The sequence below is a fragment of the Streptomyces sp. NRRL B-1140 genome (assembly GCF_001280065.1).
Classification (GTDB): Bacteria; Actinomycetota; Actinomycetes; order Streptomycetales; family Streptomycetaceae; genus Streptomyces.
In genome coordinates, this window is sequence record NZ_LGEA01000093.1 from 48,307 (window position 1) to 60,720 (window position 12,414).

Annotated in this window: 12 protein-coding genes; all 12 read left to right on the plus strand. The window is 70.1% G+C overall.

Annotated elements, in window-relative coordinates; all coding sequences use genetic code 11:
• Positions 1–406 precede the first annotated feature (406 nt).
• The 12 genes from ADK65_RS15435 (at position 407) to ADK65_RS15490 (ending at position 12,397) form a co-directional block, all read left to right on the plus strand.
• Positions 407–805: a hypothetical protein gene (locus ADK65_RS15435; protein ID WP_053670798.1), complete on the plus strand. Its 399-nt coding sequence runs from the start codon at positions 407–409 to the stop codon at positions 803–805.
• On the plus strand, positions 802–1,470 hold the full coding sequence (locus tag ADK65_RS15440) for a hypothetical protein (RefSeq protein ID WP_053670710.1): 669 nt from the start codon (positions 802–804) through the stop codon (positions 1,468–1,470). The genes ADK65_RS15435 and ADK65_RS15440 overlap by 4 nt, the downstream gene beginning before the upstream one ends.
• Complete coding sequence (locus ADK65_RS15445; RefSeq protein ID WP_053670711.1) at positions 1,470–3,218, plus strand: putative T7SS-secreted protein; 1,749 nt, start codon at positions 1,470–1,472, stop codon at positions 3,216–3,218. The genes ADK65_RS15440 and ADK65_RS15445 overlap by 1 nt, the downstream gene beginning before the upstream one ends.
• Before the next feature lies 1 nt (position 3,219).
• The gene (locus tag ADK65_RS15450) at positions 3,220–3,540 is read left to right on the plus strand and encodes a YrhB domain-containing protein (protein WP_053670712.1); all 321 of its coding nucleotides are present in this window, start codon (positions 3,220–3,222) and stop codon (positions 3,538–3,540) included.
• Entirely contained in the window at positions 3,527–4,825 is a 1,299-nt protein-coding gene (locus ADK65_RS36635; protein ID WP_063788018.1) for a YrhB domain-containing protein, read from the plus strand. The genes ADK65_RS15450 and ADK65_RS36635 overlap by 14 nt, the downstream gene beginning before the upstream one ends.
• A 240-nt stretch (positions 4,826–5,065) precedes the next feature.
• Positions 5,066–5,677, plus strand: a complete 612-nt coding sequence (locus tag ADK65_RS15460) for a TIGR03086 family metal-binding protein (protein ID WP_053670713.1) — start codon at positions 5,066–5,068, stop codon at positions 5,675–5,677.
• A 149-nt stretch (positions 5,678–5,826) separates the two neighbouring features.
• Complete coding sequence (locus ADK65_RS15465) at positions 5,827–6,486, plus strand: GntR family transcriptional regulator (protein ID WP_053670714.1); 660 nt, start codon at positions 5,827–5,829, stop codon at positions 6,484–6,486.
• Complete coding sequence (locus tag ADK65_RS15470) at positions 6,483–7,394, plus strand: dihydrodipicolinate synthase family protein (RefSeq protein ID WP_053670715.1); 912 nt, start codon at positions 6,483–6,485, stop codon at positions 7,392–7,394. Before ADK65_RS15465 ends, ADK65_RS15470 begins: the two co-directional genes overlap by 4 nt.
• Positions 7,391–9,121 (plus strand): L-arabinonate dehydratase, encoded by a 1,731-nt coding sequence (gene araD, locus ADK65_RS15475; RefSeq protein ID WP_053670716.1) that lies wholly within the window; start codon positions 7,391–7,393, stop codon positions 9,119–9,121. Before ADK65_RS15470 ends, araD begins: the two co-directional genes overlap by 4 nt.
• 164 nt (positions 9,122–9,285) lie before the next feature.
• Positions 9,286–10,221, plus strand: coding sequence for a carbohydrate ABC transporter permease (locus ADK65_RS15480; protein ID WP_053670717.1), 936 nt, complete (start codon positions 9,286–9,288; stop codon positions 10,219–10,221).
• Positions 10,218–11,114 (plus strand): carbohydrate ABC transporter permease, encoded by an 897-nt coding sequence (locus ADK65_RS15485; RefSeq protein WP_053670718.1) that lies wholly within the window; start codon positions 10,218–10,220, stop codon positions 11,112–11,114. The genes ADK65_RS15480 and ADK65_RS15485 overlap by 4 nt, the downstream gene beginning before the upstream one ends.
• The gene (locus tag ADK65_RS15490) at positions 11,111–12,397 is read left to right on the plus strand and encodes a pectate lyase family protein (RefSeq protein ID WP_053670719.1); all 1,287 of its coding nucleotides are present in this window, start codon (positions 11,111–11,113) and stop codon (positions 12,395–12,397) included. Before ADK65_RS15485 ends, ADK65_RS15490 begins: the two co-directional genes overlap by 4 nt.
• Positions 12,398–12,414 lie beyond the last annotated feature (17 nt).

Here is a 12,414-nt window from a genome sequence, read left to right on the forward strand (position 1 = left end):
AGCGGATCGGGCAGGTGCCTTATGAGCCGTTTCCGCCGGACCGGGCTGCCTGTTCGTGGGCCCCGCCATGTCGGCTTGTCCTCCACGCCACGACCGGACCGAGAACCGTGACCGCCAGGCATCGATCTCGCGCGTGGCTCAAGTGGCCCACGAGGCCGAGGAGAACCGTGGGTGCGTCATATGCAAAGGTTGCGTCGTGACAGATTTCGGGGGCGGCACGGAGACGCCGTTACGGCGTTCCCGACTTGCCGAGTACGCAGAGATGACCCAACGGCCCGAGTCACCCGGTCGGCAGCCTGTCGCCGACAAGTCCGGCCCCGGCGAGGGGACTCGGCCGGCTGAACCGGATGGTGCCCCGAGGCCACCCGTGACACCGGGCAACGCCGAGGGACCGTTGTTCAAGGAGATGCCGGAGCCCGCCGAGGAAGAAGTGGCTGCCCGTACCCGTGAGTTCGCCGTGCTGCTGGAGGCGTTCCGGGACACGGCAGTGCTGGTGCCGCTGCGCGACGGAGGCTGGCTCACCGCCGACTTCGGCGGCATCCGCTGGATCCTGGCCTTCTCCGACGAGTCGGCGCTGTCCCGGTACGCGCTCGCCCGGGACGAGGCCGATCGGGAGTGGACGTACCAGACGGTTCTCGGCGCCCGGCTGCTGGACGTGGCGGTACCGGAGGCTGGTGTGCCGTGCGGGGTGGCTCTGGACGCGGCCGACGGTGCCGAACACGCGCTGCTGCTGCCCCCGTTGACCGGAATCGTGCCCGACGCGTTCGCAGTGGACCGTGTACAGCAAGGAGGGACGCCTCGATGACGGGGGGCGGTGACGGCAAGGATCTGACGGCGACCGGTCTCGACGAGATTGCCAAGGGACTGACCGCGGCGCTCGGCGAGTTGAAAGAGCTCGGCATGGTCGGTGAGGCCGGCGCGGGCCGTGGTTTCGGCGACATCGCGCTGTCCGGACTGGAGTTGGGGGCGGAGGGCCTCACCGGCACCTTCGGCTCCTTCTGTGAGCGGTGGGAATGGGGCGTCCGTTCACTGGTCCAGGAGGGCAACCTGTTCGCGCTCAAGACGGGGCTCGCGGCCGGGACGTACTACGAGACCGATCAGTACGTCGAAGGAGCGATGAAGGTCGGCGTCAACTCGGTGATCGGCAATCCGCACGCCTCCGAGGACGAGATCACCGGCAAGGACTGGGGCGAGGTCTGGGCGAACAATCCGGTCACCCAGGTCAGGGACGCCGACTACAGCAAGGAGTCCTTCGACCGGGCCTGGGAGACCAGCGCCCAGGGCTGGCGCGACGCGGGCCGGGACATCATGACGTCCGAGAACCTGGCCGGCATGGGGTCGCTGGCGCCCGAGAACATCCGCGAGCGCGCGGGGGTCTCGGATGCCACATGGGAGCAGGTGCTGGACGAGCAGTTCGGCCCCTCGCCGGAGGAGCGCGCCCGTACGCAGGGCGGCGGAGGTGAGGGCTGATGGGCGTCCTCGACGACCTCGGCAGCGGACTGGGCAGGCTGAAGGACGGTGTCAACGACGGCCTGAACGCTCTCGAGGACGGTGTCGACGCCGGCAAGAAAGTCGTCGGCGAGGGCATCGACTGGGGGACCGACCGGCTCGGTGACGGCCTCGACCGGGTCGGCCTGCAGGGTGCCGCGGACGCCGTGGAGGACTGGGGCGACGAGGTCGCGTCCGACCTCGGCGCCACACCGGGCGAGCAGCAGCTCGGCCAGACGGAGGACGCCGACGAGCTGATCCACGGCCGCCCCGAGAAGATCCAGAGCAGTGCCAAGCACCTGCGGGACTTCTCCGCCGCCTTTGACAAGGTCGGTTCGGGGATGAAGAAGGTCGACTCCTCCGCCTGGCGCGGCGAAGCCGGGGACACCTTCCGTGAGAAGTTCGGCGTCCACCCCTCGAAGTGGCTCCGGGCCGCCGACGCATGCGAAACCGCCGCCACCGCGCTGGACGCCTACGCGGGCACGGTGAAGTGGGCGCAGCAGCAGGCGCAGGAGGCCATCGAGCTGTACGCACGGGGCAAGAGCGCGTCAGAGAAGGCCATCGGGGAGTACAACCAGAAGGTCGACGCCTACAACGCCAAGGTGCGGGCGGACCAGGACCCCGGCCCCATTCCCGGGCCGTTCCACGACCCCGGCAGGGAGACCATCCGGCAGGCGCGGGAGAAGCTGGCCAGGGCCCGTGCTCAGCGGAACACCGCCGCCGGTGACGCCGAGGCGGGCATCAAGAAGGCGCTCGCCCACGCTCCGGCGGAGCCGCCGCCGCTGGACCGCCTGACCGGCAACGTGGTCGACGGACTCGTGGCGACCGGCGTCGAGCTCAACCACGTCGTGGGCGGTGTCGTCAAGGGCACGGCGGGCCTGGTCAGTTTCGCCCGCGGCCTGAATCCGGTCGACCCGTACAACCTGACCCACCCGGCGGAGTACCTCCAGAACATCTCCCTGACGCTCTCCGGCCTGGTCTCGACCGCGGCCCAGCCCGAGCGTGCGCTGAACGCCGCGGTGGACGGTTTCAAGAAGGACCCGTCGGAGTTCATCGGCCGCCTGGTACCCGAGCTCATCGGCACGAAGGGCGCCGGGCTGGCGCGGGGCGGTCTGCGGGCCGCGATGAAGGAGGGAATGGAGACGGGAGCCGGAGCCGCGAAAGCCGTACCCAACGGTGCGAAGGTCGCGGACGAGGCCGCCGGCGCGGCGCCGAAGGACTGGAGCGACCTCGCCCGGTCGACGGACCATGTCAAGGAAAAGGCAATTCACGCCGATTCCGTTGACCCGAAGAAGGCCCAGGAGTTCCTGGACGACCAGTATCCGTGGCTCAAGGACGTAAACAACACCGGCATGCCCGGGTACACGGACAACTGCAGCCACAACTCCGTCACGGTGGACCGCAGGATGGATGGAATCGAGGCGAGCGCCGCTCCCAAGCAAGCCGGCGGTCACATTCCGCCCGAGCAACTGGGCATGAAGGACAGGGCCGCAGGTCACTATGACTGGGTGGACAGCTACGATGACATCATCAAGGATCTTCAGAACCGGGGAGAAGGGTCCAGAAGCGTCGTCTATATCAGTCGCCCCAACAACACGGCACACGTGTTCAACGCGGTGAACACCCCACACGGCGTTGTATTCCTGGATGGACAAAGTGGCACTTTGGGACTTTTGGAAAAGAACGTCTCGAGTATCGGGCACATTCCGTATCGCGATGGAGTCAAATAGGATGGTGACCAAGGATGAGGCAGTCGTTTCTGCCGCCGAGTTCGTGAAGTCGGGTCCGTACCGAGAGCAAGCGGAATCCGTGGTCATGCTCCCGGATACAGCGGTCGAATTTCCATACGGCTGGACAGTGTGCTTCGACCTGAAGGAACACATCGAGACCGGGGATTTCACCAAGAAGCCGTTCAGCCCCGTCGTCGTTGTTCCGCACGACGGCTCACCCGCCCACATGGCGCCGACGTTTCCGCCGACCGAGCAGTACATGGAGATGCGGGCATCCGGCAACTGGCCTCCGAACAAGGGGAACCGACATGCCGGGGCCTGACGCGCGGGCAACCGCCTGGCTGAACGCCACCTACGGTGGCCTCGTGCGGCTGGCCGTGGGGCACCCCGTGCACGAGACGGCCGCCGCGTGGCTGATGGCCTGCCGGCCGTTGCCGCAGCCGGGGTTTCCGGAGACGCCGATGATGGCGGCGTCGGTCGTCGTGCCGAAGGACGGTGGGACCCCGTTCCACCCGGCGCCCAGTGCCCCACTCGCGGATCTGGAGCCCGTGGCACCGGAGGACGCGGCTCGCCGGGTCGAGACGCAGCCCCGCCGGATCAACATCCGCGGATGTGTCGTGACTCTGCACTCCGCGATCAACGGCGCCCCGTCCACACCCCTGCCCTGGCAGCCGTCGGACGAGGCGCCGGGCTGGTGGGAACGGCTGACGCGCCGCTATTTCCCCGAGTTCACGCGCGTCGAGGCCGGCGGCTGGGACGACGTGATCCGGGCGGTCACCGAGACCGGCCCGGACACCCGTGGCCTGGTCTGGGTCCGCCGGGAGGTCGGTGGCCACGAGGCGACCGGCAACCTGCTCTACGCGCACAACCACAAGGGGCAGGTGGTCCTCCTCGACGCACTGACCTCCTCCCTGGCCCGCCTCGACCCGTCCCAGGTCCGTGAGCTCGTGCTGCTCCGCGCGCTGCCCGGCGCGTTCACGCCGGGCCTCACCCCGTGGGAGCACGCGGCACCCGACTTCGCCTCCGCGGTCGACAAGGCACGCCGTTGGCTTCAGGACACCTACCACGGGGAAGTGGAACTGCACGCCCCGACGGCGCGCGACGAGACCACTCGCGGCTGGGTCTTCTCCTGCAACACGAGCCGTTTCCTGCGAGAGGGTCACTGGCAGGACTGCATGCTCGACGCGACCGTCGTGGTCCCGAAGGACGAGACCGCGCCCTTCGGCCTGCCCAACATCGACCCGTGGGGCTGGCTTGCCCGCTGGGACGCGGGCGGCACCCTCGGAGGTGCGGGCCTTCCGAAGCCACCGCCCCCCGCCCGCGCCGCGTGGTTCCCCTCGACGCTCGCCGAGCTCGGTCCGGTGCTGTCCGTGTCGGAGCACCAGGACTGGGCGGCGGCGGTCGAGGCGGCTTCCGCGCTGCCGGTCGCGGCCCGCGCCTTGATCTGGGCCCGCCGTACGGACGGCCGGGGCCGCGAGGCCGTCGGCCAGTTGGTGAACGCGCTCCGCCTGGAGGACGGCGTCGTCCTGGTCGACGGCGCGTCGGGCGAGCCGGCCGTCCTGGACCCGGCGGGAGTTCATCGGTTGCACGTCGTCCGCTACCGCTGAGGCACCTCCGGGCCGGCAACGCCGATGAGCGCCCGGCAGCCGGTGGGCGGGTCGACGCACATCTTGCCCGGGCCTCCGGGGGCGTCATCCCGGCCGGTGGGCCGTCGCGGCACGCGCGTCACACCGGCCGGCCCGTGCGACGCGGGGCCGGAGGCGGAGAGCGGGAAAACGTCGGGTGGGCGATGAGTTCCGCGGTCGGCGGCGGTCTGCCTTCCAAAGGACACCCGGAGGAGCAGCCCCATGACCGACAGCACCACCGGCCCGACCGGCCCGGCCCTCGACCTCGGACCGCAGACGGAGACCCTCGCGCAGCTCGTGGCCGGTGTCGGTGACGAACAGCTGGACGGCCCGACACCCTGCCCCGAGTACGCGGTGCGCCACCTGCTCGGCCACCTGGCCGGGCTGGCAGCCGCCTTCAGGGACGCCGCCCGTAAGGATCTCGGCGCCACGACCGACACCAGCCCGGACTCCGCACGCCCCGACCTCGCGCCCGGCTGGCGCGAGGACCTGCCCAAGGTCCTCGCCGAACTGGCCGAGGCCTGGCGCGACCCGGCCGCCTGGACCGGCATGACCCGGGCCGGGGGCGTCGACCTCCCCGGCGAGATCGCGGGCCTGGTCGCCGTCGACGAACTGGTGATCCACGGCTGGGACCTGGCCCGCGCCACCGGTCGGTCCTACCTTCCCGATCCGGCCGCGCTCCGGGCCTGCCACGCGTTCCTCGCCGCTTCCGCCGACGACCCCCAGCGCGGTGCCATCTTCGGGCCGGTCGTCAGCGTCGACGCGGACGCGTCCCTGCTGGCCAGGGCGGTGGGACTGAGCGGCCGGGACCCGGGGTGGCCCAGCAGGGGGTAGAAAGCGATTGCTGTTTCTTGGTCGAAAGCATTGACGAACCCCACGCGCCCTCCTACCGTCATCGCGTCGTACTTCATACGTCATATATGAGACGCGATACGCGAGATCCGATACGCGATCCAGCGAGACGCGAGATCCGAGAGGCGCGCATGACCTCTGTGCCCACGCCGATCCCCTCCCGCACGCAGTACGTGCTGGAGGGGATCAAACACCGCATCCTCACCGGGCAGCTGACGCCCGGTCAGGCGCTGGTCGAGACCGAGCTCGCCGCGCAGTTCGGGGTGTCGAAGACCCCGGTGCGCGAGGCGCTCAAGACCCTCGCCGGGACCGGGCTGGTCGTGATGAGCCAGTACAAGGGCGTCACCGTGCGCCTGGTGGACGCGGACATGGCGCGCGAGGTCTACGACGTACGGCTGCTGCTGGAGCCCGAGGCGCTGCGGCGGGCCGTGCAGCGCGGAGCCTCCCTGGACGTCGCCCGCGAGGCGCTGACCCGGGCCGACGCCGCCACCGACACCGCCGAACGCTCCCTCGCCAACCGGGAGTTCCACCGGGCCCTGTACCTGCCGTGCGGCAACCCGCTGCTCGGGCGGATGCTCGACGAGGTCCGCGACCAGGCCGCCCTGGTCTCCGCCGTGGCCTGGGCCGCCTCGCCCTCCTGGGAGCGGGAGGCGGGCGAGCACCGGGAGATCCTGCGGCTCGCCCTCGACGGCGACGCCGACGGCGCGGCGCGCGCCCTGCACGCCCACATCGCGAGCTTCGTGCGGCGCGCTTTCCCCGAGGCAGGTCTGGAACAGGAAGGTCAGCAATGAGCAGCGTGGCGTTCGAGACCCAGCGGGCGGCCCTGGCCGACGTGGTGGCGATCCCGGTGACCCCGTTCGCCGAGGACGGCTCCGTCGCACAGGACACCCACCGGGCCCTGCTCCGCCGCCTGCTCGACGGCGGCGTCACCACCCTCACTCCGAACGGCAACACCGGCGAGTTCTACGCCCTGACCCCCGAAGAGCGCCGTCTCGTCACGGAGCTGACGATCGACGAGGCCGGCGAGCGGGCCGTGGTGCTGGTCGGAGTGGGACACGACGTCCCGACCGCCGTCGCCTGCGCCCGGCACGCCCGCGAACTCGGCGCGCAGATGGTGATGGTCCACCAGCCCGTCCACCCCTACGTCTCGCAGGCCGGCTGGGTCGACTACCACCGTGCCGTCGCCGAGGCCGTACCCGAGCTGGGTGTCGTCCCGTACATCCGCAACGCGCAGCTCACCGGGGCCCGGCTCGCCGAACTGGCCGACGCCTGCCCGAACGTCATCGGCGTGAAGTACGCAGTGCCCGACGCGGCCAGGTTCGCCGCGTTCGCCCGGGACGCCGGTCTGGAGCGGTTCGTGTGGGTGGCCGGGCTCGCCGAGCCCTACGCCCCCTCCTACTTCTCCGCCGGAGCCACCGGTTTCACCTCCGGGCTGGTGAACGTCGCCCCGGCCGTCTCCCGGAACATGATCGAGGCGCTGCGCTCCGGCGACTACCGGGCCGCCATGAAGGTCTGGGAGCAGATCCGCCGCTTCGAGGAACTGCGTGCCGCGAACGGCTCCGCCGACAACGTCACCGTCGTCAAGGAGGCCCTCGCCTCCCTCGGGCTGTGCCGCCGCGAGGTCCGCCCGCCGAGCCGGGCGCTGCCCGAGAGCGAGCGCGCCGAGGTCGCCGCGATCGCCGCGGGGTGGTCGATATGACCGGCAGACTGCGTCCCGAGGAGCTCCGGAGCCACCAGTGGTACGGCGCCGAGGGGCAGTTGCGCACCTGGTCGCACAACGCCCGGATGCGCCAGCTCGGTTACGAGGCGGAGGAGTACCGGGGCCGCCCGGTGATCGCCGTCCTGAACACCTGGTCCGACATCAACCCCTGCCACGTCCACCTGCGCGAGCGCGCCGAGGCGGTCAAGCGGGGCGTGTGGCAGGCCGGCGGATTCCCGCTGGAGTTCCCGGTCGCCACACTCTCCGAGACGTACCAGAAGCCGACCCCGATGCTCTACCGCAACCTCCTCTCCATGGAGACGGAGGAGTTGCTGCGGTCCTACCCGGTCGACGCGGCGGTGCTGCTCGGCGGTTGCGACAAGTCGACGCCCGCGCTGCTCATGGGCGCGGCCTCCGCAGACGTACCGTCCCTCTTCGTGCCCGCGGGGCCGATGCTGCCCGGCCACTGGCGCGGGGAGACCCTCGGGTCCGGCACCGACATGTGGAAGTACTGGGACGAGCACCGCGCCGGCAACCTGACCGACTGCGCACTGCGGGAGCTGCAGGGCGGGCTGGCCCGGTCGCCCGGTCACTGCATGACCATGGGGACCGCGTCGACCATGACCGCGGCGGCGGAAGCCCTCGGCATGACGCTGCCGGGTGCCTCCTCGATCCCGGCCGTCGACTCCGGGCACGAGCGGATGGCCGCCGCCTCCGGGCGCCGTGCCGTGGAGCTCGCCTGGACCGGGCTCAAGCCGTCGGGGATCCTCACCCGCGAGGCCTTCGAGGACGCCGTCACCACGGTCCTCGGGCTCGGCGGCTCCACCAACGCCGTCATCCACCTGATCGCGATGGCGGGACGCTGCCGGGTCGAGCTCACCCTCGACGACTTCGACCGCATCGCCCGCACCGTGCCGGTGCTCGCCAACGTCCGGCCCGGCGGACAGACGTACCTCATGGAGGACTTCCACTTCGCCGGTGGTCTGCCCGCCTTCCTCTCCCGGATCACCGACCTGCTGCACCTGGAACGGCCCACCGTCAACGGCACCCTGGGAGAGCAGATCGAGGGCGCCGCCGTCCACGACGACGACGTCATCCGTACCCGCGACAACCCGGTCGCCGCCGAGGGCGGAGTCGCCGTACTGCGCGGCAACCTCTGCCCGGACGGCGCGGTCATCAAGCACATCGCCGCCGAGCGGCACCTGCTCAAGCACACCGGTCCCGCCGTCGTCTTCGACGACTACAAGACCATGCAGCGCACCATCGACGACCCGGAGTTGAACATCACCGCGGACAGCGTCCTGGTGCTGCGCAACGCCGGCCCCAAGGGTGGCCCGGGCATGCCCGAGTACGGCATGCTCCCCATCCCCCACCACCTGCTCAAGCAGGGCGTGCGGGACATGGTCCGGATCTCCGACGCCCGGATGAGCGGCACGAGTTACGGCGCCTGCGCGCTCCACGTGGCCCCCGAGTCCTACGTGGGCGGCCCGCTCGCCCTGGTCCGCACCGGCGACAGCATCACCCTCGACGTCGAGGCCCGCACCCTCCACCTCCACGTGGACGACGAGGAGCTGGAGCGGCGCAGGGCGGACTGGACGCCTCCGCCCACCCGCTACGAACGCGGCTACGGCGCGCTCTACAACGACCAGATCACGCAGGCCGACACCGGCTGCGACTTCGAGTTCCTGGCCCGCCCGGGCAAGGCCCCCGATCCCTACGCCGGTTGACGGGCGCCACTCCAGGGGCGCGGGGAACTGCGCGACCAGCCACACCGCATCCGCACTCGCCACGCACACAGCAAGAGGCAACCCGTACCGCGCACTTCCAGGCGGACTCCCGCACATCGAGAAAGCGCTTCCCGTACGACCGTACCGAGAACGGAGACCCTGTCATGGCCCAAGCCGCAGCCGTGGCGAAACCGCCCGCGCCACCCCGGCGGCGCCGGGCCTCCGCCACGCCGCGCAGGCTCCCGTACCTGCTGATCGCGCCGGCCGCCCTGCTGATGCTGGGGTTCATCGCCTACCCGGTCATCAGTGTCTTCTACTACAGCCTGCAGAACTACAACCCCACCAAGCCGTGGCGGAACGGCTACGCGGGCTTCGACAACTTCGTCCACGCCTTCACCGAGGACCCGGTCTTCTGGGACACCCTGGTCTTCAGCGCCAAGTGGGTCGTCGTCGAGGTCGGTCTCCAGCTGCTGTTCGGCCTCGCGCTCGCCCTCATCGTCAACCAGACCTTCGTGGGCCGGGGCCTGGGACGCGCCCTGGTTTTCTCCCCGTGGGCCGTATCCGGCGTGCTGACCTCCGCGATCTGGGTGCTGCTCTACAACTCCCAGACGGGCATCACCCGTTACCTCGCGGACCTGGGCATCGGCTCCTACGGCACCAGCTGGCTGTCGGACACCTCGACGGTGTTCCCGGCGGCGGTCGTGGCTGATCTGTGGCGGGGCGTGCCGTTCTTCGCGATCCTCATCCTCGCCGACCTCCAGTCCGTCTCCAAGGACCTCTACGAGGCCGCCGAGGTCGACGGCGCGAGCCGCATCAAGCAGTTCTGGCACATCACGCTGCCGCACCTGAAGGACGCCATCATCCTGTCCACGCTGCTGCGCGCGGTCTGGGAGTTCAACAACGTCGACCTGCTCTACACCCTGACCGGCGGCGGCCCGGCGGGCGAGACGACCACGCTGCCGCTGTACATCGCCAACACATCCGTCGACGCCCACAACTTCGGCTACGCGTCGGCCCTGACCACGGTGGCGTTCGTGATCCTGCTCTTCTGCTCGATGGTCTACCTGCGCCTGAGCAAGTTCGGAGGCGAGAGCAAGTGAGCGTCAAAGAAGCCACCAAGACGGCGCCCGTCCCCGTGCCCGCCGCCCCCGAACCCCCGCACCCCGCCCAGGGCAAGCGAGCCTGGGACGAGGCACCCCGCTGGCAGATCTACCTGCCCCTGGGCATCTACCTGATCTTCACCCTCATCCCCTTCTACTGGATCCTGCTCTTCTCGCTGCGCCCGGCCGGCTCGACCTCGCTCGTGCCCTGGCCGATCACCTTCGACCACTTCGAGAAGGTCTGGACGGACCGCAGTTTCGGCACCTACTTCACCAACAGCGTGCTCGTCGGCGTCGCCACCCTGCTCATGACCACGCTCGTCGCGCTGGCAGGCGGCTACGCCCTCGCCCGGTTCGACTTCAAGGTCAAGCGGGCGTTCATGCTGGCCCTGCTGTGCTCCCAGTTCGTGCCGGGCGCGCTGCTGCTGGTCCCGCTGTTCGAGATCTTCGCCGAACTTCAGATGATCAACTCACTCGGCAGCGTCATCCTCGCCGAGACGGTCTTCCAGCTGCCGCTGTCGATGATCCTGATCAGCAACTTCATCAAGAACGTGCCCTACACCCTCGAGGAGGCGGCCTGGGTCGACGGCTGCAACCGCATGACGGCCTTCCGGATCGTGGTGCTGCCGTTGCTGCGGCCCGGCCTGATCGCGGTCGGCTCCTTCGCCTTCGTCCACTCCTGGAACCACTTCCTGTTCGCCCTGATGTTCCTCAACAACCAGGACAAGCAGACGATCCCGGTCGGCCTGAACAGCCTGATGAGCGCCGACAGCGTCGACCTGGGCGCGCTCGCCGCGGGCGGCATCATCGCGGCCGTCCCGGTGGTGATCGTGTTCGCCTTCATCCAGAAGTGGCTGATCACCGGGTTCAGCGCGGGGGCGGTGAAGGGATGAGATCGCTCCAGGTGGCCCTGGCGGGCCTCATGCTGGGAGTCCTGAGCATCCCCGCTCAGGCCGAGGCCCGCGACATCGGCCGTGACACCCTCCCGGCGAACGACGGCTGGGCCGCCGAGGGCGCGGGTACCACGGGAGGAGCGGCGGCCGACGCCGCCCACGTCTTCACCGTCACCGACCGGGCCGGACTCGTCCGCGCCCTCGACGGCGGCAGCGACACCCCGAAGATCATCAAGATCGCCGGGACGATCGACGCCGACACCGACGACGACGGCGACCGGCTGGACTGCGCCGACTACACCACCGGCGGCTACCACCTGAAGAAGTACCTCGCCGCCTACGACCCCCGCACCTGGGGATCCGCCAAGCCCAGCGGCCCCCAGGAGGAGGCCCGCCGGGCCTCGGCCGCACGGCAGGCCGAGCGGATAGTGCTGCCCGTCGGCTCCAACACCACGATCGTCGGCCTCGGCGACTCGGCCGTCCTCAAGGGCGCGAGCCTCCAGGTCAAGAACGCGGACAACGTGATCATCCGCAACCTCGACGTGCGCGACGCCTACGACTGCTTCCCCGTCTGGCAGCCCAATACCGGCGGCCTCGGTGACTGGAAGACGGCGTACGACAACATCTGGCTGACCGGGGCAACCCATGTGTGGGTGGACCACGTGACCCTGAGCGACAAGGGCCACCCGGACGCGAAGGAACCGACCTACTTCGCCCGCAACTACCTGCGCCACGACGGCCTGCTGGACATCACGAACGGCTCCGACCTGGTCACGGTGTCCTGGAGCCGCTTCACCGGCCACGACAAGGCGATGCTCATCGGCAGCGGCGACACCGCCACCGGCGACCGCGACAAGCTCCGCGTCACCCTGCACCACAACGCCTTCGAGTCCGTCGTCCAGCGCGCCCCGCGCGTCCGCTTCGGCCAGGTTCACGTCTACAACAACCGCTACGACATCTCCGGCGACGACTACCGCTACTCGCTCGGCGTCTCCACCGAGTCCCGGATGTACGCCGAGAACAACGCCTTCCACACGCCCGGCCACGTGGAGGTCGCCGACCTGGTCAAAAGCTGGAACGGCAGCGCCCTGCACCAGAGCGGCACGCTCTTCGACGGCTTCCCGGTCGACCTGCTCGCGATATACAACGCCTACAACTCGGGCAGTGAGCGCGACCTGACGGCCGACGTCGGCTGGACGCCCACCCTGCACGGGCGGATCGACAGCGCCCGGGAGGCCGACCGGGCGGTGGCCCGCGGCGCGGGGGCGGGGAGGATCCGGTGACCGGCCGCATGATCGAC